Below are 22,647 nucleotides of genomic sequence, written 5' to 3' on the forward strand. Positions count from 1 at the left end.
AGCGGACGCCGCCGGAGGAGAGGACCTCACCGGAATCGGACCGAGGGGTTTCCCATGCTTGCCTTCGCACCACTGCACGACGTTGTCGGCGCTGCCGGCACCGCACTGTCCTGGCTCACCGATCTGCTCGAACCGCTGGCCGGCGGCATGGCGACCGCCGCCGCCATCGTGCTCTTCACCATCGCCATCCGCCTGCTGATCTCGCCCCTCACCGTGGTGCAGGTCCGCGGCGAGCGACGCCGCGCGGCCCTCGCCCCGCAGGTGCGTGATCTCCAGCGACGGTACGCCGACGACCCGGCCACGCTTCAGCGCGAGGTGTTCGCCTTATACCGGGAGGCTGGGGCGAACCCGATCGCCGGCTGCCTGCCGTTGCTGCTCCAGGCACCGTTCCTGCTGGTCCTGTACCGGCTGTTCACCACCAGCGAGGGTGGCACCGGGCTGCTGGAGGAGCGCCTCGCGGGGGTGCCCCTGGGCCACCACCTCACCGACGGGCTGACCGGGGCGGCGGGTCCGCTCTTCGCCGTGTTGCTGGCGGTGTTGTTGGCGGTGGCCTGGTGGTCGTCGCTGCGGGCCCGTCGGGCGTCGGCGGCGGTCGGCACGGTGGCCGGTACGCCCACCGAGGGACCGGGGGCGGCCGTGCTCGGGCGGCTGCTGCCCCTGCTGCCGTTCACGACTGTGCTGGTGGCGCTGGTGCTGCCGCTCGCCGCGGTGATCTACCTGGTGGCCACGAGTGTGTGGTCGGCGGCCGAGCAGGCGGTGCTCCGTCGGCCGCAGGCGGTGGCGGCGAACGCCGATGCAAATCGACGTTGACAGATGTCATGGCGAAGGCGTACAACCCTGAGAGAGCGCTCTCTCGACCCGTCTCCGCAGAGAGGCACGTCCATGACACCTCCTTCGGCGGCCCCCGCCGCCCCGCTCGTCCGACGCCGGCTGCGGCTGGCCTCCGTCCTGCTCGTCGCCACCGCCACCGTCCTGGCCGGCGTCACCGTCACCGCGCAGGCGGCCGTGCCGCCACCTCCGACCGGCTGGAGCACGGTCTGGAGCGACGACTTCACCGGCGCCGCCGGAACTCTGCCGTCGTCCGCCAACTGGATCATCGACACCGGTCACAGCTATCCCGGTGGTCCGGGCAACTGGGGCACCGGCGAGATCCAGAACTACACCGCCAGCACCGCCAACGTCAGCCACGACGGTGGCGGCAACCTGCGGATCACACCACTGCGCGACAGCGGTGGCGGCTGGACCTCCGCCCGGATCGAGACCGTGCGCAGCAACTTCAAGGCCCCGTCCGGCGGCGTGCTCGCCATCGAGGGCCGGATCCAGATGCCGAACGTCACCGGCGCCGCGGCCGCCGGCTATTGGCCGGCGTTCTGGGCCCTCGGGGCGCCCTACCGGGGCAACTACCAGAACTGGCCGGGCATCGGTGAGTTCGACGTGATGGAGAACGTCAACGGCATCAACTCGGTCTGGGGCGTGCTGCACTGCGGCGTCGCGCCGGGCGGGCCGTGCAACGAGTCCAACGGCCTCGGCGCGTCCCGGGCCTGTCCGGGTTCGAGCTGCCAGTCCGCGTTCCATACGTACCGGTTCGAGTGGGACGCCTCGATCAGCCCGCAACAACTGCGCTGGTACGTCGACGGGCAGCTGTACCACACCGTCACATCTAGTCAGGTCGGTGCGTCCGCCTGGTCGCAGATGACCTCGCACCAGGGCTACTTCCTGCTGCTCAACGTCGCGATGGGTGGAGCCTTCCCGAACGGCGTGGCCGGCAGCGGCACGCCGACCGCGGCCACCGTCTCCGGTCGACCGATGCTCGTCGACTACGTGGCGGTGTACCAACGCGGAAGTGGCACCACCCCGCCGCCCACCACGCCGCCGCCCAGCGGCACGAGGGACGCGTACGCCCAGATCCAGGCCGAGTCGTTCAACGGGCAGAACGGCGTGCTCGTCGAGGCGTGCTCGGAGGGCGGGCAGAACATCGCGGCGCTGCGCAACGGTGACTGGGTGCGCTACGACAATGTCGACTTCGGTTCCACCGGGCCCCGGGACTTCCTGGCCCGGGTCGCCTCCGGCGCGGGTGGCGGTGCGAGCGGCCTCGTCGAGGTGCGGGTGGACAGTCCGACAGCGGCACCGATCGGTAGCTTCGCGATCGGCAACACCGGTGGGTGGCAGAGCTGGCGTTCGGTGCCCGGCAACGTGGGCGCGGTGACCGGCCGGCACTCCGTGTACCTGACCTTCGCCAGCGGTCAGCCGAACGACTTCGTCAACGTCAACTGGTTCACCTTCCGTCGCTGATCCGACCCGACCGGGCCGCCTGTCGCACGATCACGCGACGGGCGGCCCGGTCCCTCCGCGGCGACCCCTGGACAGAAACAGTTAACTGTCTTAATAATAAGCGGAACGTCGACGTCCATGGATGCCCGAGCTGGGCGCGGAGGGCCGCATGAAACGCTCCAGATCACTTGTCCTGTCCCTGGTCACCGTGCTCGCCGCCACGCTCGGCGCGGCCTGGGTGGCGCTGCCCGCGTACGCCGCCGGAGCGACCGCCAGCTTCGTCAAGACCGCCGACTGGGGTTCCGGTTGGGAGGGGAAGTACACCATCACCAACGGTGGCACCTCGACCATCAACGGCTGGAGCCTCGCCTTCGACCTGCCGTCGGGCACCACCCTCGGCAGCTACTGGGACGCGCTGCTCACCTCCGCCGGTCAGCGGCACACCTTCACCAACCGGTCCTGGAACGGCGCCATCGCCCCGGGCGCCTCGGTCTCCTTCGGCTTCCTGGCCAGCGGCTCCGGCTCGCCCAGCGGCTGCCAGCTCAACGGCGCGTCGTGCGGCGGCGGCACCCCGCCCACCACGCCACCGCCCACGACTCCGCCGCCGACCACGCCGCCACCCACCACGCCGCCGCCGACGAACCCGCCCACCGGTGACCTGCCCAAGCACCTGCTCACCGGTTACTGGCACAACTTCGACAACCCGGCCGTCGAGCTACGGCTGCGCGACGTCCCCGCCGAGTACGACCTGGTGGCCGTCGCCTTCGCCGAGGCCACCTCGACACCCGGCGCGCTCACCTTCGGCATCGACCCCGGGCTCGCCGCGTCGCTCGGCGGCTACACCGACGCGGACTTCACCAACGACGTACGCACCCTGCACAGCCGGGGCAAGCGGGTGATCCTCTCGGTCGGCGGCGAGACCGGCCGGGTCACCGTGAACGACGCCGCGTCGGCCACGGTGTTCGCCGACACGGCCGCCGCGCTGATCGCCCGCTACGGCTTCGACGGCATCGACATCGACCTGGAGAACGGCCTCAACCCGACCTACATGGCGCAGGCGCTACGCGCGTTGCGGGCCAAGGTCGGGTCGAGCCTGATCATCGCGATGGCGCCGCAGACGATCGACATGCAGAACCCGGCCGGCGGCTACTTCAAGCTGGCGCTCGACATCAAGGACATCCTTACCGTCGTCAACACCCAGTTCTACAACTCCGGGGCGATGCTCGGCTGCGACCAGAACGCCGCGTACGGCCAGGGCACCGTGAACTTCATCGTCGCGCTGGCCTGCATCCAACTGGAAGCCGGGCTCCGCCCCGACCAGGTCGGCCTCGGCCTGCCCGCCGGGCCGGGGGCGGCCGGTGGTGGCATCGTCGCGCCCAGCGTGGTCAACGCGGCACTGGACTGCCTGGCCCGGGGCACCAACTGCGGCAGCTTCCGCCCGCCGCGCACCTACCCCGGCATCCGCGGCGCGATGACCTGGTCGGTGAACTGGGACGTCAGCAACGGCAACACCTTCGCCCGCACGGTGGCCCCGCACCTGGACACCCTGCCCTGACAGTCCTGGCTGGCGTCCGTCCAGGGTGCCGGCGGTAACCGGTAGCGCGGATCAGCGACCGGCGGTCACCGACCGCCGGTCGTCGCGCTCCCGGCGCCGGCGGACCTTACGGATCACCCACATGGTCGCCATGACCACGAAGATCGCGACGATCGCGTAGTTGAACCAGTCGCTGTAGCGGGCCACGTCCTGCCACCGGCTGCCGAGCGCGTAGCCCGCCCCGACGACGAGACCGTTCCACACCCCGCTGCCGATCGTGGTGAACAGGATGAACTCGCCCAGCGGCATCCGGTTGGCACCGGCCGGCACGGAGACCAGACTGCGGACCACCGGCACCACCCGGCCGATCAGCACGGCCCACCGGCCGTGCCGCTCGAACCAGCGGTCGGCCCTCTCCAGGTCGTCGCTGTCCACCAGCGGGATGCGGTCCAGCCAACGCTTGAGCCGCTCCTCGCCGAGCGCCGCGCCGAGCCAGTAGAGCACCAGCGCACCGATGAGCGAACCGACAGTCGCGGCCACGACCACGACCACCACGTTGAACTGGCCCTCGTGAGCCAGGAAGCCGGCCATCGCCAACACGATCTCGCTGGGGATGGGCGGGACGATGCTCTCCAACGCCACCAGCAGCGCCACGCCGACCGGGCCCATCGCCTCGATCACGGTGGCCACCCACCCGGTCAGCCCGGTGAACTCGGACGGGTCGCCACTCTGGGCGTACGCCATGGTCGTCCTTCCGCGTCGGCTCCAGGGGATCGGGTGGTCATACCCAGTCCAGCCGTTGCTACACCTGCGGTCAGTGCTCCGGGTGTAGCGCGGTGTCCGCCGGCCCCCGCCGCCAACCAGTGAACACCACTGTCAGGCCGGCGCGGGACGGCGCGCAGCAGAACGGACCGGCGACCGCCTCCACCGTCGGGTCCAGCGGGGTGAGTCGGACCAGTCGCCACGGCTCGTCGTCGGCCCGGGCCCGGACGGTCAGCGCGTCGCCGGCGCGGCTGACCCGCACTGTCACCTCCCGGCCCGACCACTGCGGCACCGGGGCCACCGACCAGTCGGAGAACTCCCGGGTCACCACCGCGCCGAGTTGCGACTCGCCGTCACTCATCTCGACGCCGGCCTTGGTCCAGGTCCGTTCGTCGACCCGGACGAGCACGCCGGCCTGGTCGAACTGCGCCGAGAAGTCGAGCCGGAAACTCACCTCCGTGGCCGCGCCCACCGGAAGAGGCGCCAGCAGCGCCGGAGCGTCGTCGTGGACGAATCCGTAGCTGGTCCGCCGCCACAGGTCGCTGCCGGCGGCCGGTTCGACGACCAGCTCACCGGTCGGACCCGCCTCGACGCGTACCGGCGGGTGCAGCCACCTGCCCTCGGACCAGTCCATCGGTGCGCTCGGCGGCACGAGGTCGTTTCCCATGACCGGCACGATAACCAAGGGTTTGCCGCGCTGATCGTTCGGAGATGTTCCTCCGGCATGGGTGACCGTTGGTATTCCGAAGCCGTCGTCTACTGCCTCGACATCGACACGTACGCCGACTCCGACGGCGACGGGGTCGGTGACATCCGCGGGCTGATCGGGAGACTGGACTATCTGGCCCGTCTCGGGGTGACCTGCCTGTGGCTGCACCCCATCCACCCGTCGCCCAACCGTGACGACGGATACGACGTCACCGACTTCTACAACGTGGACCCGCGCTTCGGCACCCTGGGCGACTTCGCCGAGCTGCTGCACCAGGCGCAGAACCGGGGCATCCGCGTGATCATCGACCTGGTGGTCAACCACACCTCCGACGAGCACCCGTGGTTCCAGTCCGCCCGCTCCTCGCCGGACTCGCCGTACCGGGACTGGTACGTCTGGTCCGACACCGAGCCGGACGACCGGCACCAGGGCATGGTCTTCCCCGGCGAGCAGAACGAGACCTGGAGTTACGACCGGACCGCCAAGGCCTGGTTCTACCACCGGTTCTACAAGTTCCAGCCGGACCTCAACTTCGCCAACCCGGAGGTCCGGGCCGAGGTCAAGAAGATCATGTCGTTCTGGCTCCAGCTCGGCGTCTCCGGCTTCCGGATGGACGCGGTGCCGTTCATCATCGAGCTGACCGAACCGGGCAACCCGAACTCGCCGAAGGACTTCGAGTTCCTCACCGAGATGCGCCAGCACGTTCAGTGGCGTCGCGGCGACGCCGTCCTGCTGGCCGAGGCGAATGTCGAGCCGGACCAGCTGCCGACGTTCTTCGGCGACGCCAGTGGCTCCGGCAACCGGATCCACATGCTGTTCGACTTCATGCTCAACGGTCGGCTCATGCTCGCCCTGGCCCGCCAGGACCCGGAGTCGCTGATCGAGGCGCTGCGCGACACCCCGAAGCTGCCGGTCGGCGGGCAGTGGGCCACTTTCCTGCGCAACCACGATGAGATCGACCTGTCCCGGCTCACCACCGAACAACGCAACCAGGTGTACGCGCAGTTCGGCCCGGACGAGAACATGCGCATCTACGACCGGGGCATCCGTCGCCGGTTCGCCCCGATGCTCGGCAACGACCGGCGGCACCTGGAGTTGGCGTACGCCCTGCAGTTCTCGATGCGCGGCACGCCGGTGCTGCGCTACGGCGAGGAGATCGGGATGGGCGAGGACCTGTCGCTGCCCGGTCGGGAGGCGATCCGTACCCCGATGCAGTGGTCGTACCAGCCGAACGCCGGCTTCTCCACCGCGGACCCGGAGAAGCTGGTCCGTCCGGTGATCGACAAGGGTGAGTTCGGCTACCAGAACGTCAACGTCACCGCCCAGCGCAACGACTCGAAGTCGCTGCTCGCCTGGTTCGAGCGCATGATCCGTACGCTGCGCGAGGCCCCCGAGATCGGCTCCGGCTCGACCACCCACATCGACGTGGCGATGCCGGCCGGCGTGCTCGCGCACCGGGCGGACGGGCCGACCGGGACCATGGTGTTCGTGCACAACCTGGGCACCGAGGACGTCGAGGTGGACCTCAGCAGTCTTGAGCCGGAGGCCGACCAGCCGATCGACGTGCTCGCCGACCGTGGCTACGGCGAGCTGGGCAAGCTCGGTGCGGTGAAGGTGTCCGGGCACGGATACCGGTGGATTCGCCTATGCCGGGGTCGGGGGTTCTGACGCTAAGCTCCTCCGATCACCCCAAGTTACTCGGAGGTAGTCATGTCGGAGGAGCCCCGCGTCGCCATCGTCACCGGAGCCGCGCGCGGTATCGGCGCGGCCACCGCCCGGCGGTTGGCCGCTGACGGGATGGCCGTCGCCGTGGTCGACATCGAGGAATCGGCCACCAAGGAGACGGTCGACGCCATCGCGGCCGACGGCGGGCGGGCGCTCGGCGTGGGCGCCGACGTGTCCGACCGGGACCAGGTGGAGGCGGCCGTGGAACGGATCGCCACCGAGTTGGGCGCACCCACCGTCCTGGTCAACAACGCCGGCGTGCTGCGCGACAACCTGCTCTTCAAGATGACCAACGCCGACTGGGACACCGTGATGGGCGTGCACCTGCGTGGCGCGTTCCTGTTCAGCCAGGCCGCGCAGAAGCACATGGTGGACCGCAAGTGGGGCCGGATCGTCAACCTCTCCAGCACCTCCGCGCTGGGTAACCGGGGTCAGGCGAACTACGCCGCCGCGAAGGCCGGCCTCCAGGGCTTCACCAAGACGCTCGCCATCGAGCTGGGGCCGTTCGGGGTGACGGTCAACGCTGTGGCGCCCGGGTTCATCGTCACCGACATGACAGCGGCCACCGCCGCGCGGATGAAGGTCGACTTCGAGGACTTCAAGAAGCACGCGTCGGCCGAGATCCCGGTGCGCCGCCCAGGGTTCCCGGAGGACGTCGCGCACACCATCTCGTTCCTGACCAGCGAGGGTGCCGGCTTCGTCTCCGGCCAGGTCATCTACGTGGCCGGCGGCCCACGGGACTGACCCGTACCCCGGCGGGGCGTTCCCTCGTGCAGGGCGCGCCCCGTCGTCGGGTCAGGCGGGGTCGCGGCGAGTGCGCCAGAGCCAGATCAGGCCGAGCACCGGCAGCACCAGCGGGATGTAGCCGTACCCGCTGCCGAACTGCGACCAGACCGTCTCGTCCGGGAAGAGGTCCTTGTCGACCAGGCTCAGGATGCCGACCGCGACCACACCGACCAGCTCCACGGAGCAGCAGGCCAACGCCACCCGTCGGCCGGTGTGCCCGGCCCGGGCCAGCCCCACCGCCGCCACGATGTAGATGAGCGCGGCCAGCGCGGACAGCAGGTACGCCACCGGTGCCTCGTCGAACTTGGTAGCGATCTGCAGACCCGCCCGGCTCGTCGCCGCGATGGCGAAGAGCAGGTAGACCGCGATCAGCAGCCGACCGGGGCCGGAGTTCGTGCGGCGCCGAGCCGGTTCGGTCTCAACCACCGAGCACCTCCCAGGTCTGCTGCAAGCGGACCACCACCACCGGGGTCACCAGACAGACCGCGCACACGATGGCCGAACCCCAACGGGTCGGCTCCATCCGGGCCAGCACCCAGGCCAGCGGCGGCAGGCAGACCAGCGTGACCAGGTAACCGAAGAAGGCGCCGGGCTCGCCGGGCCGATCGCCGCCGCCCACCGCGACGAGCGCCAGCACGCCCAGCACGAGCAACGACACCTCGAGTACGGCCAGACCGACGAACTGGACCCGGTCCGGCGGTCGTTGGCGCACCGCCACGACCAGCGCCCACGCCGCGACGAGCAGCGACAGCACGATCGACACCGTCGCGACGATCCCGTCCACCGGCGAGTCGGTGCTCACGCTGGTCACCGGCCCCACCCGGTCGTTGCCTCGGTCACCGGCACAGCCTACTAACCGTCGTAGTAAACGGCTGAACCCGCCTCGGCTCGCGTCCGTCGAGCGGTGCCTCGGACGGATTCTTCAGTCGCTGCCCTGCAACCAGTACACCGAGACGGCGAGGAGTTGGTCCGGTCCGTCGTTCCGGATCTGGTGCGGCACCCTGCTGTCGAACGCCGCGACGTCCCCGGCCCGCAGCACGCTCGTCTGGTCGCCGAAGGTCAGGGTTCCGGTGCCGGACACGATGATCCACACTTCGCGGGAGCGATGGACATCGAGGTCGTTGCAGGTGTTCGGGGCCACCGACCAGCGAGCAACCTCGAACGGTGCGGGCGCGCTCGCCGGGAACGGCAGCAGGCCCTGGTGCACGGGCCCGCCCTCGGCGAAGTCGTACCAGTGGGCGAAGGCGACCGGGCCGCTGGTCGATGGTGAGTTCGTGTTCGGCATGCCGTCGAGGCTGTCGCGCCGAACCCGGTGTGTCTGGCGGCAAACGGACCTGGCGTTGCCGGAGCGGGGGCCGAGGAAACGGGGAGTGGGCCGCTTCGATTGGTCGAACCCGCCGCCGTCGTGGCTGGTGGGGCGACTAGCGTGGATCACGTCCGTGGCGTCGCCGCGGCGGGGGAAAAGCGGAGGCACACGTGCTGCGGTTCGGGTTGTTCGGCACCGGTCACTGGGCGATCGAGACGCACGGGAAGGCGTTGCACGCCCACCCGGACGCGGAGTTGGTCGGGGTGTGGGGTCGCAACCCGGAGCGCGCCGCCGCGCTGGCCGAGCGGTACGGGGTGCCCGCCTACGCCGACGTCGACGCGCTCATCGAGCAGTGCGAGGCGGTCGCTGTCGCCCTGCCGCCGGACGTCCAGGCCGACATCGCGGTCCGGGCCGCCTCCGCCGGGCGGCACCTGTTGCTGGACAAGCCGCTGGCGCTCAGCGTGGCCGACGCCGACCGGGTGGTGGCCGCCGCCGAGGAGTCCGGTGTCGCCTCGGTCGTCTTCTTCACCCAGCGCTTCCAGCCGAACGTGACCGCGTTCCTCGCCGCCACCGCCGCCGCCGGGGGTTGGCAGCACGGCCGCACCACCGCGTTCGCCTCGATCTTCCAGGATGGCAGCCCGTACGGCGGTTCGTTGTGGCGCCGGGAGCACGGCGCGCTCTGGGACATCGCCCCGCACGCGCTCTCCATCCTCCTGCCCGTGCTGGGTCGGGTGACCCAGGTGGCGGCGATGGACGGGCCGAGCGGCATGGTGCACCTGTTGCTCACCCACGAGGGCGGTGCCACGAGCAGCGCCTCGCTCTCCCTGGACGCCCCGACCGAGTCGATGACCCGGGAGTTCGTGTTCTACGGCGAGAACGGCATCGAGAACGTCCCGTTCGGCGAGAACGACGCCGCCACGGCGTTCGGCGTCGCCATCGACCAACTGGTCGAGCAGGTGCGGGCCGGTACGCGGGACCACCGCTGCGACGTCCGCTTCGGCCGCGAGGTCGTCGAGATCATCGCCGCCGCCGAAACCGCCCGCGCCGAATCCCGCACGGTCCCCCTCTCCGCCTGACGCTGCGGTGATCAAGAGGTTTGCGTCATGCGGCACGGCGTGTCGTGACGCAAACCTCTTGATCACCGGGCAAAGGGGGGCCGGCGGGGTTGCGGTTTGTTGTAGTGACGGCCGGGTAGCCGCTGGCATGCTGGTTCAGCGGCTCGGCGCGCCGAGCGATTTCGACCCGTTGCTGGAGCGCGTCCGGGACGCCCGGGTGGTGATGATCGGCGAGTCCACCCACGGCAGTTACGACTACTACCGGTTGCGTGAGCAGCTCACCCGTCGGTTGATAGCCGAGTGCGGCTTCTCCTTCGTCGCGGTCGAGGGTGACTGGCCGGACTGTGACCGGGTGCACCGCTCGGTGACCGCCGCGCCGGGTGGCGCACTCGAACCGCAGCTCGCTCTCGACCAGTTTGAGCGGTGGCCGACCTGGATGTGGGCCAACGCCGAGGTTGCCCGGTTCACCCGTTGGTTGCGGGCCTGGAACATGGAGCGGCCGGAGGATGAACGGGCCGGGTTCCACGGGCTCGACGTGTACAGCCTCTGGGAGTCGATGCAGGCGATCTTCGACTACCTGGGGGAGGAGGACCCGAAGTCGTTGGAGGCGGCGCAGGACGCCTACCGCTGCTTCGAGCCGTACGGCAAGAGGGTCGAGGAGTACGGCGCGGCCTCCAGGTTCGTCTCCGCCCGGTGCGAGGAAGAGGTTGTCCGGCTCCTCGCCCGGACCCGCGAGCACGCCCTCTCCGACGGCCCGGACAGCTTCTCGGCCTGGCAGAACGCGGAGGTCGTGGCCGGCGCGGAGCGTTACTACCGGGCGATGGTGGCCGGTGGGCCGGACTCGTGGAACATCCGCGACACCCACATGCAGGACACCCTGGACCGGCTGCTGGACCGGTACGGGCCGGACGCCCGGGGGATCGTCTGGGCGCACAACACGCACGTCGGGGACGCCCGGGCCACCGACATGGCCGCCGACGGGATGGTCAACATCGGCCAGTTGGCCCGGGAACGGCACGGCGACGACGACGTGGCGCTGATCGGCTTCGGTAGCTACCGGGGCACGGTGATCGCCGCTCCGCGCTGGGGTTCGCCGCCCGAGGCGTTGGTGGTGCCGCCGGCCCGGGAGGGGTCGATCGAGCGGCGGTTGCACGAGCTGATGCCGGAGCGGGCGGTACTGATCTTCGGTGGTGACGACCAGCCGGGCTGGGTCACCGACACCGCGGACCACCGGGCGATCGGGGTCGTCTACGACCCGTCGTTCGAGTCCTGGGGCAACTACGTGCCCACCCGGCTCGGCGACCGCTATGACGCCTTCATCTGGTGCGACGACACCACGGCCCTGCACCCGCTACCGGTGTCAGCGGCCCCCGGCGAGATGGAGACGTACCCCGCAGGTGTCTGACCAGGGCTCGGTCGCGTCGATCATGGAGTTGTGGTGCTGGACGAAGGCCTCTGATCGGGGCACGACGGGCACCACAACTCCATGATCGACCGAGTGAGGGCTAGACCCTCGCGGGGACCCGGTCCTCCTCCAGGTGCTCGCGTAGGCCCTCGCCCTCGATGTCCACGTTGGGCAGGGCCCGGTTCAGCCAGCGGGGGAGCCACCAGGCATGGTCGCCGAGCAGGGACATCACCGCCGGAACGATGGTCATCCGGACCACGAACGCGTCGATGGCCACGCCGATGGCGAGAGCGAAGCCCATCGACTTGATGATCGGGTCTTCGAGGAACACGAAGCCGCCGAAGACGGACATCATGATCAGCGCGGCGGCGGTGACCACCCGGGCCCCGTGGCCCATGCCGCTGATCGTGGCCTCACGCGCGGTGTCGCCGTGCACGAAGTCCTCCCGCATCCGGGAGACCAGGAACACCTCGTAGTCCATGGCCAACCCGAACAGGATGCCGATCAGCAGGATGGGCAGGAAGCTGACCAGCGGGGCCGGGCTGTCCAGGCCGACCAGGTCGGCGAGATGACCCTGCTGGAAGATCGCCACCGTGATGCCGAACGTGGCGGCCACGGTGAGCAGGAAGCCCAGCGCCGCCTTGAGCGGCACCAGCAGCGAGCGGAACACCAGCATCAGCAGCAGCACTGAGAGCCCGACGACCAGCAGCAGGTAGATCGGCAGCGCGTCCGAGAGCTTCTCCGAGACGTCGATACCGATCGCCGTGGCACCGGTGAGCAGCACCTCGGCGCCCTTGACCCCGCTGACCGCGTCGCGGACGTCGTGCACAAGGGTCTCGGTGGCCTCGTCGGTCGGGCCGGTCTTCGGCACCACGCCGAGCAGCGCGGTCCGACCGTCCGGGCTCAGCTGCGGCGGCGCCACCGCGAGGACGTTCTCGGTGCGTTGGATCATCGCGGCCACCTGCGGCACCGCAGCCGCGGTCGCCTGCGCGTCGTCGCCCGCCACGACCACCGCGAGCCGGCCGGTGAAACCGGGACCGAAGCCCTCGGTGGTCAGGTCGCTCGCCACCCGGGCCGGTGAGCCCACCGTCGCCGTGCTGGCGTCCGGCAGGGCCAGCCGCATGTCCGGCGTGGGCAGCGCGAGCAGCCCCAGGCCGAGCAGCGAGACCAGGATGACCGGCACCCGGAAGCGGATGACGAACCGCGCCCAGCGGAAGCCGAACCCGGAGCGGTCCTCGACCGGCAGCGTCTCCTCGTCCGAGGGCTCTCCCGGTGCGGCGGCGTTGACAGTGGAGCGCAGCCGGCGGGGGAGTACCCGACGACCGGCGAAGCCGAGCAGTGCCGGCTGGAGGGTGATCGCGACGAGCACCGCGACGGTGACCGTGCCGGCGGCGGCGAGACCCATCACGGTGAGGAACGGGATGTTCACCACGGCGAGCCCGGCGAGCGCGATGACGACTGTGGCGCCGGCGAAGACGACGGCGGAACCGGCGGTGCCCACCGCCCGGCCGACCGCCTCCTCCGGGGACAGGCCTTCGAGCAGGTTCTGTCGGTGCCGGGAGGTGATGAACAGCGAGTAGTCGATGCCGACCGCCAGGCCGAGCATCAGCGCCAGGATCGGGGCGGTGCTGGTCAACTCGATGACGCCGCTGAGCGCGAACAGGCCGGCCATGCCGACGCCCACACCGATCAACGCGTTGAGCATGGTCATTCCGGCGGCGACCAGGGAACCGAACGTGATGATCAGGACGATCGCGGCGACCAGTACGCCGAGCGCCTCGGTGGAGCCGATCTCGGGCTCACCGCCGAGTACCTCGCCGCCCGGGGCGACCTGCCAACCCTGTGCCTTCGCCGCCGCGCCCACCTCCTCGTACGCGGTGCGCTGGTCGTCGGTCACCTCGTCCCCGCCGGTCGCGAACTGGACCTGGACCAGCGCGTACCGGCCGTTGGGCGTGACCGCGCCGACCTGGAACGGGTCGACGGCGCCGACCACGCCGGGCAGTGTGGAGGCCTGCTGGACCAACTCCCGCACCACGGCCTGGCCCTGCGGTGTGGCCAGTTGGCCGTCGGCCGGGGCCTTGACCGTGATGGTGCCGGTGGCGCCGCTGGCGGCGGGGAACTGCTCGGCGAGCAGATCGAGAGCGCGTTGGCTCTCGGTGCCGGGCATCGTGAAGTTGCTCGCCGTCGGGCCGCGCAGGGTCGCCGCGGCCAGGCCGGCGACGACGAGTACGACGAGCCAGAGCGCGACGACGAGCCGTCGCCGGCGCAACGCGCCCCGGCCGAGCCGGTAGAGCAGGGTGGCCATCAGGAGTCCTTGTCCTCGGTCGTGGGTGGTTGGGGCAGGGAAACGGCGACGGGCTCGACGGCCCGTCGGACGAGGGTGAGCAGGGCGGGGCGCAGTTCGTCGTCGGGGATGTCCACGAACTCGGCGCACGCCTCGGAGATGCCGGCGAGTAGTACGAGCGCGGCGATCCGGGCACCCGGCCGGTCGGAGTGACCGGCCAACGCGTCGCGTAGCCGGTCGGAGATCTCCTGGATGTGCGCGAAGGCCGGCTGGCAGAGCAGTTCCGGGAACTCGCCGCGGAGCACCGCGATCTCCCGCCGGAAACGGACCGCGAGGTCGACGAAGCCCTGTGCGGCGACCTCCTGTGCTGCCGCTCCGGTGAGGCCGCCGAGTCGGTCGTCGAGGTCCTGCAGCACCCCGATCGCCGGCGCCATCAGCTCGGCGAGCAGGGCTTCCTTGTTGGCGAAGTGGTAGAGCACAGTGGCCTTGGAGCAGCCCACCTCGCGGGCGATGTCCTGCAGCGAGGTGCCCCGGTAGCCGGTCACCGCGAACCGCCGCGCCGCCGCGGCGAGAATCTCGCCGTGCGTCTCGGACACCGCTCGTGCCATCACTGGTCCACCTCCGCAAACCAGCATGCCTGACCGATCGGTCAGACCCTGACCGATCGGTCAGACGGAAGCGGTGGCGTTCACCACACCTCGGGCGCGTTTATCTCTCGTGCTCGGCGTCGTACCTGGTCCGCGCCTCGGCGATGGCCCGGCGGTGCCGCTCGGCCCAGCTCGTGAGCGCCACCAGCGACTCGTAGAGCTCCAACGCCATCGGGGTGGCCGTGTACTCGACCTTGGGCGGGACGGTCGGATAGACGGTGCGGTGCAGCAGGCCGTCCCGTTCCAGGTTGCGCAGCGTCAGCGTGAGCATCCGCCGACTGATCCCCTCGACGTTCCGCTCCAACTCGGTGAAGCGCACCGGGCCGTGCGAGGCGGACACCAGGATGCTGATGCTCCATTTGCCGCCGACCCGGTCGAGCACCTCGCGGACGGTGCACGCCCGAGCCTGGCCCGGGGTGAACGGCACGTTGTCGGCCGTGCAGGTCACCTCGGCTGCGACCTGCGCGGACACATCGCTGTTCCTCTGGGACACAACAGTGCCTCCTTCCGCTCCGGCTCATGGTCACAGACGATGACCTCGGTAACAAACCGTGCACCAAGGAGGAGTGTCGTGGACCGAGTCGTCCCATCCCGCTGGCCGGCCCTGCTAATTCTTTGCGCCGGCAGCCTGATGATCATTCTGGATGGCACAGTCGTCGCGGTGGCGCTGCCCGCCGTACAACGGGACCTGGGTTTCACCGCCGCCGGCCTGGCCTGGGTGGTCAACGCCTACCTGGTCGCGTTCGGTGGGCTGCTGCTGCTCGCCGGACGCCTCGGCGACCTGCTCGGCCGGCGGACGGTCTTCCTGGCCGGCGTCGCGCTGTTCACACTGTCCTCGCTCGCGTGCGCGGTCGCCACCGGACCGGCGGTGCTGGTCGGCGCACGCTTCGGGCAGGGCGTCGGTGGCGCCCTGGCCATGGCGGTCAGCCTCGGCATGATCGTGCGGCTGTATCCCGAGTCGGCCGAGCGGGCCCGTGCCATCGCCGTGTTCAGCTTCACCGGCGCGGCCGGCGCGTCGGTCGGCACTGTCGCCGGAGGGGTGCTCACGGACGTGGCCGGCTGGCGGTCGATCTTCCTGGTCAACCTGCCGATCGGCGCGGTCATCCTGCTCGCCGCCGTCCGCCGGCTCCCCGCCGAACGGGGGATCGGCCTGCGCGCCGGCCTGGACGTGCCCGGCGCGCTGCTCGCCACCGCCGGTCTGATGGCAGCCGTGCTGGGCATCGTGGGCACCGCCGAGCACGGCTGGACCAGCGCCCGCACCCTCGCCACGGCAGTGCTCGCGGCGCTGCTGCTCGGCGGGTTCGCCGTACGTCAGCGGATGGCGGCCACCCCGCTGCTGCCGCCCCGGGTGTTGCGCGTACCGGGTCTGGTGGCGGCGAACGCGGTGCAGTTCCTCATGGTCTGCGCGTACTTCGGCTTCCAGTTCCTGCTCGCCGTGGAGTTGCAGGTGGTGCTCGGACTGGACGCGTCGGCCACCGGCTGGGCCTTCCTGCCCACCCCGGTGATGATCGCGGTGGTGTCGCTCGGCGTGGCCGGTCGGCTGATCGCCCGCTGGGGCGCCCGGGCCGTGCTCCTGACCGGGCTCGGCCTGGCGACAGTCGGTTTCCTGCTGCTCGCCCGGCTCCCCGCCGACGGCGCCTACGCGGTGGACGTACTCCCCGCGATGTTGATCTTCGGTTTGGCCGGTGGCCTGACCCTGCCGGCGGTCACGACAGTGGCCATGGCCGGCGCGACCGACGCGGACGCCGGGCTCGCCTCCGGCCTCGCCAACACCACCCAGCAGGTCGGCGGCGCGGTCGGCCTGGCCGTGCTGGCCACCCTGGCGGCCAGTCGCAGCGACGGCCTACGGGCCGCCGGCTGGGCCGAGACCGCCGCGCTCGCCGGCGGCTACCGGACCGCGTTCGCCGTGGCCGCCGGTCTGGTGGTCGCCGCGCTGCTGGTGGCGTCGACGACACTGCCCCGACGCTCGGCCGGGTCGCCGCCGGACGCCGAACCGTCGGGCCCGGCCACGACGCGCACCGACAACGATCGGCAGGTCCGGTTGACCGGCGGCACCGGGGCCGGGAGGGTGGTCGGGTGACCAAGGCTGACGAGACCCGGGACGGCGTGGCCCTGACCAACCTGGACCAGCCGCTGTCCGACCGTGACGACGCGACGAAGCGTGACCTGGTCGACTACCTGGACGCGGTCCACGACCGCATCCTCCCGCACCTGCGGGGCAGGCCGCTGTCGGTGATCCGGGTCCGCCCCGGGCAGCCACCGTTCATGCAGAAGAACCTGCCCCGCTACACCCCCGACTGGGTGCGTCGGGCACCGGTGTGGGCGGAGGCGTCACACCGCGAGATCTCCTACGCCCTCTGCGACGACCGGCGCACCCTGCTCTGGTTCGCCAACCAGCGGGCGGTGGAGTACCACCCGACGCTGGCGACCACGGCCGACCTGCACCGCCCGACCCACCTGGTGCTCGACCTGGACCCGCCGGAGGGCGACGGGTTCCGTGCGGCCGTCGGCGCGGCCCTGCTGGTCCGTCAGGCGCTCGCCGACGCCGGCCTGGCCGGCGCGGTCAAGACCAGCGGGGCCAAGGGCGTGCACGTCTTCGTCCCGGTGGTCGACGAACCCACGGCGGAGGAGTTGGCCGCCGCCACCCGGGCGCTCGCCGTCCGCGCCGAGCGGCTCGACCCGGCGCTGGCCACCACCGCGTACATCAAGGAGGACCGGGGCGGCCGGGTCTTCGTCGACGCCACTCGCGCGGGTGGTGCGACGGTGGCCGCCGCGTACAGCCCTCGGCTGCGGCCCGGGATGCCGGTCTCGTTCCCGGTCGACTGGGCCGACCTGACCGAGGTGACCCCCGCCGACTTCACCATCCGGACCGCGCCGACGCTGCTCGCCGACGGCGACCCCTGGACGGCGCTGATGCCGGCACCGCAGTCACTCCCCGCCGACCTCGTCGCCGAGGGGCGGACCATCCCGGTGGCCCGGGTGCAGGCCATGCACGAGGGGAAGCGCCGCGCCCGCGCCCGGCGCGAGGCCGGTTGAGCGGCCTCGCTGGCCACGCTCGCGCCCGGCTGGCGGCTGATTGTCGGTGGGTTGTGGCACGATTTCCCAGGTGAGCAGCAAACCCGACGCGACGCAGCGCCTCGCCGACCTGGCACGGCTGCGCCGGGTTCGCGACCGGATCGACAGGGAGTACGCGTCTCCCCTGGACGTCGAGGCGCTCGCCCGGGGCGCGCACATGTCGGCGGGGCACCTCAGCCGCGAGTTCCGGCTCGCCTACGGCGAATCCCCCTACAGCTATCTCATGACCCGCCGCATAGAGCGGGCGATGGCCCTGCTGCGCCGGGGCGACCTGAGCGTCACCGAGGTCTGTTTCGCTGTCGGTTGTTCGTCGCTGGGCACCTTCAGCACCCGCTTCGCCGAGCTGGTGGGCGTGCCGCCGAGCGTCTACCGGCGGCAGGCGGCGCAGGCGACGGCGGGGATGCCGTCGTGCGTGGCGAAACAGGTGACCAGACCGGTCAGGAATCGAGAAGCGCGGGTCACGGCCCCGCAACTAGCGTGATCGCCATGGACATCACCATTCACTCGAGCTTCCTTCCGCACACCGATCCGGAGGCCTCGCTGGCCTTCTACCGCGACATCCTCGGCTTCGAGGTCCGCCTCGACGTCGGGTACGAGGGCATGCGCTGGATCACGGTCGGGCCGGTCGGCCAGCCCAGCACCGCCATCGTCCTGCACCCACCGGCCGCCAACCCCGGCATCACCGACGACGAGCGGCAGACCATCCTCGAACTGATGGCCAAGGGCAGCTACTTCGGGGTCAACCTGGCCACCTCCGACCTGGACGCCACCTTCGCGAAGCTGGAGGGCAGCGACGCCGAGGTCGTCCAGGAGCCGACCGAGCAGCCGTACGGCGTACGCGACTGCGCTTTCCGGGACCCGGCGGGCAATATGATCCGCATCCAGGAAGTGCGCTGAGCCGTCCGGCCCGACAGATGGAGACACGATGAGCACGGCCTCCCAGCCGTCCGCGCCGCACGTCGCCGACAGCCACGACCTGATCCGTGTGCAGGGCGCGCGGGTCAACAACCTCAGGGACGTCAGCGTCGAGATCCCGAAGCGGCGGCTGACGGTGTTCACAGGTGTCTCCGGCTCCGGCAAGAGCTCGTTGGTGTTCGGCACCATCGCCGCCGAGTCGCAGCGGATGATCAACGAGACGTACAGCGCGTTCGTGCAGGGCTTCATGCCGACGCTGGCGCGCCCCGAGGTCGACCTGCTGGACGGTCTGACGACGGCGATCATCGTGGACCAGGAGCGGATGGGGGCCAACTCCCGGTCCACAGTGGGCACCGCCACCGACGCCAACGCGATGCTGCGCATCCTGTTCAGCCGGCTCGGGCAGCCACACATCGGCTCGCCCAACGCGTACTCCTTCAACGTCCCCTCGGTGAAGGCCACCGGCGCGATCACCGTCGAGCGCGGTGCCGGCAAGACGAAGACCGAGAAGGCGACCTTCACCCGGCTCGGCGGCATGTGCCCACGGTGTGAGGGCATGGGCGCGGTCACCGACATCGACCTGTCCGCGCTGTACGACGACAGTCTCTCGCTCAACGAGGGCGCGATCACGATCCCGGGCTACAGCATGGAGGGCTGGTACGGCCGGATCTTCCGCGGCTGCGGCTACTTCGACCCGGACAAGCCGATCGGCAAGTTCACCAAGCGGGAGCAGCACGACCTCCTCCACCGCGAGCCCACCAAAATCAAGATCGACGGCATCAACCTGACGTACGCCGGCCTCATCCCGTCGATCCAGAAGTCCTTCCTCTCCAAGGACATCGACGCGTTGCAGCCGCACATCCGCGCCTTCGTGGAGCGAGCGGTGACCTTCACGACCTGCCCCGAGTGCGCCGGCACCCGGCTCAGCCAGGAGGCCAGGTCGTCGAAGATCCAGGGCAAGAACATCGCCGACGCGTGCGCGATGCAGATCAGTGACCTGGCCGCCTGGGTACGCGGCATCGACGAGCCGTCGGTGGCCCCGCTGCTGGCCGGGCTGCAACACCTCCTCGACTCGTTCGAGGAGATCGGGTTGGGTTACCTCTCGCTGGACCGGCCCTCGGGCACCCTCTCCGGCGGCGAGGCGCAGCGCACCAAGATGATCCGCCACCTCGGCTCGTCGCTCACCGACGTCACCTACGTCTTCGACGAGCCGACGATCGGGCTGCACCCGCACGACATCCAGCGCATGAACGAGCTGCTGCTCCAACTGCGCGACAAGGGCAACACCGTGCTGGTCGTGGAGCACAAGCCGGAAGCCATCGCCATCGCCGACCACGTCGTCGACCTCGGGCCCGGCGCCGGCACCGACGGCGGCACCGTCTGCTACGAGGGCAGCCTGGAGGGCCTACGCGCCAGCGGCACCATCACCGGCCGCCACCTCGACGACCGGGCAGCCCTCAAGGACCAGGTACGCACGCCCACCGGCAAGCTGGAGATCCGTGGCGCCACTGCCAACAACCTCCGAAACGTCGACGTCGACGTGCCACTCGGGGTGCTCGTCGTCGTGACAGGTGTCGCCGGCTCCGGCAAGAGTTCCCTGGTCCACGGCTCCATCCCTCCCGGCGCGGGTGTGGTGTCGATCGACCAGGGCGCGATCCGTGGGTCGCGGCGGAGCAACCCGGCCACGTACACCGGTCTGTTGGACCCGATCCGCAAGGCGTTCGCGAAGGCCAACGGCGTGAAGCCGGCGCTGTTCAGCGCCAACTCCGAGGGCGCCTGCCCGAGCTGCAACGGCGCCGGTGTCATCTACACCGACCTGGGGATGATGGCCGGCGTCGCCGCACCCTGCGAGGACTGCGAGGGCAAGCGGTTCCAGGCGTCGGTGCTGGAATACCGCCTCGGCGGTCGCGACATCAGCGAGGTGCTCGCGATGTCCGTGACGGAGGCGGAGAAGTTCTTCGGTGCCGGTGACGCCCGTACGCCGGCCGCGCACGCCATCCTCGACCGGCTCGCCGACGTCGGGCTCGGCTACCTCAGCCTGGGTCAACCGCTCACCACCCTGTCCGGCGGCGAGCGGCAACGACTCAAGCTGGCCACCCACATGGCCGAGAAGGGCGGCGTCTACGTCCTCGACGAGCCGACCACCGGCCTGCACCTGGCCGACGTCGAGCAACTGCTCGGCCTGCTGGACCGCCTCGTCGACTCCGGCAAGTCGGTGATCGTCATCGAGCACCACCAGGCCGTCATGGCGCACGCCGACTGGATCATCGACCTCGGTCCCGGCGCCGGCCACGACGGTGGCCAGATCGTCTTCGAGGGCACCCCCGCCGACCTCGTCGCCGACCGCTCCACCCTCACCGGCGAGCACCTGGCGGCGTACGTCGGCGGCTGACGGTCTGGTCCGGCTCGTCTCCCGTTCCGGCTCGGCGGCTGACGGGTCTCTGGTTCAGGCGACGGGCGGTCGGGTCTTCTCTGCCGTCCTGATCGCCAGGGCCGCGCAGATGACGGCAATCAGTCCGAGGGCGACAGTGGCCGGGGTGACATACCCGGGCACCGACGAGGTGACGTAAGACCCGCCGCCGGTGAGGTGGCACTCGAAGTGCAGCGGGAAAAGGCTGACGCCGTACCCGTCGACCATGCTCGCCACCTGCGGCCCGACCTCCCGGCAGGGCTCGATCGGGGAGGCGCCGGTTCCGCCGTCCTCCGCGCGCATCACCGCGTAGCCGAGGTGGAGCAGGCCCCATGCGTACACGGCGACGGTTCCCGCGCCGACGAGGAGCGCTGCGGCCCGCAGTCGCCCCGGCTGCCTGCGGAGCACCGCTGTGAGCCCACGAACGGCGAGGATCGTCGCGGCGACGGCTCCGGCCAGTGCGGCGAGGATCAGTCCGAGAAACAGCATGACGACATCTTGATCTTGCCGGGTCGCAGATGCAAGAAACCGGGCGCGGGGAGCCGTCATGCTCCTGCGCCCGGTCAAGGTCTTCCTGGTGCCCCCGGCAGGATTCGAACCTGCGCCCCCGCCTCCGGAGGGCGGTGCTCTATCCCCTGAGCTACGGGGGCTCAGCGACTGGAGAAGACTAGCAAACCTCCCCTCCGTACGCCGAATCGGTATCGGGTGAGCCGATCGTGTCGACGACCGGCCCACCCGGCGGTCAGGCCGCTACCGCTCGGCGGTCAGGCTGCTACCGCTCGGCGGTCAGGCTGCTACCGCTCGGCCGCAACTGGGCAGCGGGTGCAGGACGATCCGGCGCGGGAGCCGGCGCGGCCACTCGTTGCGCGGCCAGGAGCCGTCCACGATCAGGTGGACGGTGCGCTGCTCCTCGCCGCTGAGCCGCAGCACGAAGTCGCGGGGGAGCGGCGGGTCCACCGTCGGCGTGGTGATCATGAAACGGACCCGCCCACGGGACGAGACAGCGGAGATCACGTCGGCGGCCGGCATGGTGCCGCGCAGCCGGACCCGGCCGATCCAGTAGACCTCGGCGAGGTGCTCCTGGGCGGCCCGGGTGATCGCCGGGTACTCGCTGCGGACCCAGCGTTCGACAGCGCTGACGCAGAGACCGCAGGCCCGCTCGCGCGGCTCCCGCGGACCCAACCCCCAGGCCCGCAGGTACGCCCCGACGGCGCCAGCGTCCAGCGGCAGGTCGAAGCGCCGCTGGATGAGAGTGGTGAGGCTCTGCCGCGTCCACAGCTCCTCGTCCAGGCCGAACTCGTCCGGGTGGACGCCCCGCAGTACGTCGATCAGTTCGAGTTCCTGTTCGCGGCTGAGCATTCCCGGCTCGCCCTGCCGCTGTCCGCGACGGACGGCTGCCACCGCCCCGTCACCGCCGATGGTGTGGCGCCGGCACCAACTGGTGACCGAACGCCGTGCGTCTCTGAGTGCAACCCCCACGTCTTGGGCAACGAGCCCGAATCGCAACTGGTCACGATATGTGGGGAGAAAACTCTCTAAGCAACGTAATCGCCTGGACCGCTCGAATCGTCCAACGCGCGGACATAAGTGGACAAGCAGTTACAAGTACGGCCTGGTGTCTCGAGTGATCAAGCCCCGGAGCGCGTGGCTCCGCTCTTGATCCACTCCATGTCGGCGATATCGGGGTATCAACCCCTCGGGACACCCCCAGTTCGCCGATCTGGAGTGGATCAAGAGGCGCGCTGGCCTGCCGGACCGCGCCG

General features: G+C 70.6%; 22 protein-coding genes and 1 tRNA gene. 12 read left to right on the forward strand and 11 right to left on the reverse strand.

Annotated elements, in window-relative coordinates; genetic code table 11:
• The first annotated feature begins 54 nt into the window (after positions 1 to 54).
• The 3 genes from FHU34_RS06655 to FHU34_RS06665 all read left to right on the forward strand — a co-directional run bounded on the left by FHU34_RS06655 (position 55) and on the right by FHU34_RS06665 (position 3,826).
• Complete coding sequence (locus tag FHU34_RS06655) at positions 55 to 810, forward strand: YidC/Oxa1 family membrane protein insertase (RefSeq protein ID WP_145779168.1); 756 nt, start codon at positions 55 to 57, stop codon at positions 808 to 810.
• Between the two features lie 72 nt (positions 811 to 882).
• Positions 883 to 2,292 (forward strand): carbohydrate-binding protein, encoded by a 1,410-nt coding sequence (locus tag FHU34_RS06660; protein ID WP_145779169.1) that lies wholly within the window; start codon positions 883 to 885, stop codon positions 2,290 to 2,292.
• Positions 2,293 to 2,440: 148 nt separating this feature from the next.
• A complete protein-coding gene (locus FHU34_RS06665; protein ID WP_145779170.1) occupies positions 2,441 to 3,826 on the forward strand; it encodes a chitinase in 1,386 nt (461 codons plus the stop codon).
• Positions 3,827 to 3,877: 51 nt separating this feature from the next.
• Here the strand turns inward: FHU34_RS06665 and FHU34_RS06670 are convergent, their stop codons facing one another.
• Positions 3,878 to 4,549, reverse strand: a complete 672-nt coding sequence (locus tag FHU34_RS06670; protein WP_145779171.1) for a DedA family protein — start codon at positions 4,547 to 4,549, stop codon at positions 3,878 to 3,880.
• A gap of 70 nt (positions 4,550 to 4,619) precedes the next feature.
• On the reverse strand, positions 4,620 to 5,234 hold the full coding sequence (locus FHU34_RS06675) for a DUF1349 domain-containing protein (protein ID WP_145779172.1): 615 nt from the start codon (positions 5,232 to 5,234) through the stop codon (positions 4,620 to 4,622).
• Positions 5,235 to 5,291: 57 nt separating this feature from the next.
• On the opposite strand from FHU34_RS06675, the gene FHU34_RS06680 reads away from it, so the two are divergent.
• Both FHU34_RS06680 and fabG read left to right on the forward strand, forming a co-directional pair.
• On the forward strand, positions 5,292 to 6,944 hold the full coding sequence (locus FHU34_RS06680) for an alpha-amylase family protein (RefSeq protein ID WP_145779173.1): 1,653 nt from the start codon (positions 5,292 to 5,294) through the stop codon (positions 6,942 to 6,944).
• A 42-nt stretch (positions 6,945 to 6,986) separates the two neighbouring features.
• Positions 6,987 to 7,745 carry a 3-oxoacyl-ACP reductase FabG gene (gene fabG, locus FHU34_RS06685; protein WP_145779174.1) on the forward strand — a complete coding sequence of 253 codons (759 nt, stop codon included), beginning with the start codon at positions 6,987 to 6,989 and terminating at the stop codon, positions 7,743 to 7,745.
• Between the two features lie 51 nt (positions 7,746 to 7,796).
• On the opposite strand, the gene FHU34_RS06690 is transcribed toward fabG, so the two are convergent.
• From FHU34_RS06690 to FHU34_RS06700, 3 genes are all read right to left on the reverse strand, one after another.
• Entirely contained in the window at positions 7,797 to 8,213 is a 417-nt protein-coding gene (locus tag FHU34_RS06690) for a hypothetical protein (RefSeq protein WP_145779175.1), read from the reverse strand.
• Positions 8,206 to 8,598, reverse strand: coding sequence for a hypothetical protein (locus FHU34_RS06695; protein WP_145779176.1), 393 nt, complete (start codon positions 8,596 to 8,598; stop codon positions 8,206 to 8,208). The genes FHU34_RS06690 and FHU34_RS06695 overlap by 8 nt, the downstream gene beginning before the upstream one ends.
• A gap of 111 nt (positions 8,599 to 8,709) precedes the next feature.
• Positions 8,710 to 9,072, reverse strand: coding sequence for a cupin domain-containing protein (locus FHU34_RS06700; RefSeq protein WP_145779177.1), 363 nt, complete (start codon positions 9,070 to 9,072; stop codon positions 8,710 to 8,712).
• A 191-nt stretch (positions 9,073 to 9,263) separates the two neighbouring features.
• Here FHU34_RS06700 and FHU34_RS06705 point away from each other — a divergent pair, with 191 nt between their 5' ends.
• Both FHU34_RS06705 and FHU34_RS06710 read left to right on the forward strand, forming a co-directional pair.
• Positions 9,264 to 10,169 carry a Gfo/Idh/MocA family protein gene (locus tag FHU34_RS06705; protein WP_167524768.1) on the forward strand — a complete coding sequence of 302 codons (906 nt, stop codon included), beginning with the start codon at positions 9,264 to 9,266 and terminating at the stop codon, positions 10,167 to 10,169.
• A 127-nt stretch (positions 10,170 to 10,296) separates the two neighbouring features.
• Positions 10,297 to 11,553: an erythromycin esterase family protein gene (locus tag FHU34_RS06710; RefSeq protein WP_145779178.1), complete on the forward strand. Its 1,257-nt coding sequence runs from the start codon at positions 10,297 to 10,299 to the stop codon at positions 11,551 to 11,553.
• 100 nt (positions 11,554 to 11,653) lie between these two features.
• Here the strand turns inward: FHU34_RS06710 and FHU34_RS06715 are convergent, their stop codons facing one another.
• From FHU34_RS06715 to FHU34_RS06725, 3 genes are all read right to left on the reverse strand, one after another.
• A complete protein-coding gene (locus tag FHU34_RS06715) occupies positions 11,654 to 13,858 on the reverse strand; it encodes an MMPL family transporter (RefSeq protein ID WP_145779179.1) in 2,205 nt (734 codons plus the stop codon).
• Positions 13,858 to 14,445 (reverse strand): TetR/AcrR family transcriptional regulator, encoded by a 588-nt coding sequence (locus FHU34_RS06720; RefSeq protein ID WP_145779180.1) that lies wholly within the window; start codon positions 14,443 to 14,445, stop codon positions 13,858 to 13,860. The genes FHU34_RS06715 and FHU34_RS06720 overlap by 1 nt, the downstream gene beginning before the upstream one ends.
• Before the next feature lie 100 nt (positions 14,446 to 14,545).
• A complete protein-coding gene (locus FHU34_RS06725; RefSeq protein WP_145785464.1) occupies positions 14,546 to 14,932 on the reverse strand; it encodes a winged helix-turn-helix transcriptional regulator in 387 nt (128 codons plus the stop codon).
• Between the two features lie 84 nt (positions 14,933 to 15,016).
• Here FHU34_RS06725 and FHU34_RS06730 point away from each other — a divergent pair, with 84 nt between their 5' ends.
• From FHU34_RS06730 to FHU34_RS06750, 5 genes are all read left to right on the forward strand, one after another.
• Complete coding sequence (locus tag FHU34_RS06730; RefSeq protein ID WP_167524769.1) at positions 15,017 to 16,564, forward strand: MFS transporter; 1,548 nt, start codon at positions 15,017 to 15,019, stop codon at positions 16,562 to 16,564.
• A complete protein-coding gene (locus tag FHU34_RS06735; protein WP_145779182.1) occupies positions 16,561 to 17,520 on the forward strand; it encodes a DNA polymerase domain-containing protein in 960 nt (319 codons plus the stop codon). Before FHU34_RS06730 ends, FHU34_RS06735 begins: the two co-directional genes overlap by 4 nt.
• Positions 17,521 to 17,590: 70 nt before the next feature.
• Positions 17,591 to 18,040: a helix-turn-helix transcriptional regulator gene (locus FHU34_RS06740; RefSeq protein ID WP_145779183.1), complete on the forward strand. Its 450-nt coding sequence runs from the start codon at positions 17,591 to 17,593 to the stop codon at positions 18,038 to 18,040.
• A 5-nt stretch (positions 18,041 to 18,045) separates the two neighbouring features.
• Positions 18,046 to 18,456 carry a VOC family protein gene (locus FHU34_RS06745; protein ID WP_145779184.1) on the forward strand — a complete coding sequence of 137 codons (411 nt, stop codon included), beginning with the start codon at positions 18,046 to 18,048 and terminating at the stop codon, positions 18,454 to 18,456.
• Between the two features lie 28 nt (positions 18,457 to 18,484).
• Positions 18,485 to 20,866: an ATP-binding cassette domain-containing protein gene (locus tag FHU34_RS06750; protein ID WP_145779185.1), complete on the forward strand. Its 2,382-nt coding sequence runs from the start codon at positions 18,485 to 18,487 to the stop codon at positions 20,864 to 20,866.
• A 54-nt stretch (positions 20,867 to 20,920) separates the two neighbouring features.
• Here FHU34_RS06750 and FHU34_RS06755 read toward each other — a convergent pair whose 3' ends face one another.
• The 3 genes from FHU34_RS06755 to FHU34_RS06765 form a co-directional block, all read right to left on the reverse strand.
• Positions 20,921 to 21,373, reverse strand: a complete 453-nt coding sequence (locus tag FHU34_RS06755) for a hypothetical protein (RefSeq protein WP_145779186.1) — start codon at positions 21,371 to 21,373, stop codon at positions 20,921 to 20,923.
• An 86-nt stretch (positions 21,374 to 21,459) separates the two neighbouring features.
• Positions 21,460 to 21,534: transfer RNA gene (locus FHU34_RS06760), tRNA-Arg, on the reverse strand.
• A 136-nt stretch (positions 21,535 to 21,670) separates the two neighbouring features.
• On the reverse strand, positions 21,671 to 22,363 hold the full coding sequence (locus FHU34_RS06765) for a winged helix-turn-helix domain-containing protein (protein ID WP_121654119.1): 693 nt from the start codon (positions 22,361 to 22,363) through the stop codon (positions 21,671 to 21,673).
• Between the last annotated feature and the right edge of the window lie 284 nt (positions 22,364 to 22,647).

It is taken from the genome of Micromonospora taraxaci (genome assembly GCF_007830095.1).
Lineage (GTDB): Bacteria > Actinomycetota > Actinomycetes > Mycobacteriales > Micromonosporaceae > Micromonospora > Micromonospora taraxaci.

What these genes read in the sequence shown, in the direction of transcription:
- FHU34_RS06755 (WP_145779186.1), bottom strand. Translation starts at nt 21,373, where the DNA reads ATGCTGTTTCTCGGACTGATCCTCGCCGCACTGGCCGGAGCCGTCGCC.
- FHU34_RS06750 (WP_145779185.1), top strand. Translation starts at nt 18,485, where the DNA reads ATGAGCACGGCCTCCCAGCCGTCCGCGCCGCACGTCGCCGACAGCCAC.
- FHU34_RS06670 (WP_145779171.1), bottom strand. Translation starts at nt 4,549, where the DNA reads ATGGCGTACGCCCAGAGTGGCGACCCGTCCGAGTTCACCGGGCTGACC.
- FHU34_RS06730 (WP_167524769.1), top strand. Translation starts at nt 15,017, where the DNA reads ATGACCTCGGTAACAAACCGTGCACCAAGGAGGAGTGTCGTGGACCGA.
- FHU34_RS06710 (WP_145779178.1), top strand. Translation starts at nt 10,297, where the DNA reads ATGCTGGTTCAGCGGCTCGGCGCGCCGAGCGATTTCGACCCGTTGCTG.
- FHU34_RS06675 (WP_145779172.1), bottom strand. Translation starts at nt 5,234, where the DNA reads ATGGGAAACGACCTCGTGCCGCCGAGCGCACCGATGGACTGGTCCGAG.
- FHU34_RS06680 (WP_145779173.1), top strand. Translation starts at nt 5,292, where the DNA reads ATGGGTGACCGTTGGTATTCCGAAGCCGTCGTCTACTGCCTCGACATC.
- FHU34_RS06715 (WP_145779179.1), bottom strand. Translation starts at nt 13,858, where the DNA reads ATGGCCACCCTGCTCTACCGGCTCGGCCGGGGCGCGTTGCGCCGGCGA.
- FHU34_RS06655 (WP_145779168.1), top strand. Translation starts at nt 55, where the DNA reads ATGCTTGCCTTCGCACCACTGCACGACGTTGTCGGCGCTGCCGGCACC.
- FHU34_RS06720 (WP_145779180.1), bottom strand. Translation starts at nt 14,445, where the DNA reads ATGGCACGAGCGGTGTCCGAGACGCACGGCGAGATTCTCGCCGCGGCG.
- FHU34_RS06665 (WP_145779170.1), top strand. Translation starts at nt 2,441, where the DNA reads ATGAAACGCTCCAGATCACTTGTCCTGTCCCTGGTCACCGTGCTCGCC.
- fabG (WP_145779174.1), top strand. Translation starts at nt 6,987, where the DNA reads ATGTCGGAGGAGCCCCGCGTCGCCATCGTCACCGGAGCCGCGCGCGGT.
- FHU34_RS06745 (WP_145779184.1), top strand. Translation starts at nt 18,046, where the DNA reads ATGGACATCACCATTCACTCGAGCTTCCTTCCGCACACCGATCCGGAG.
- FHU34_RS06700 (WP_145779177.1), bottom strand. Translation starts at nt 9,072, where the DNA reads ATGCCGAACACGAACTCACCATCGACCAGCGGCCCGGTCGCCTTCGCC.
- FHU34_RS06660 (WP_145779169.1), top strand. Translation starts at nt 883, where the DNA reads ATGACACCTCCTTCGGCGGCCCCCGCCGCCCCGCTCGTCCGACGCCGG.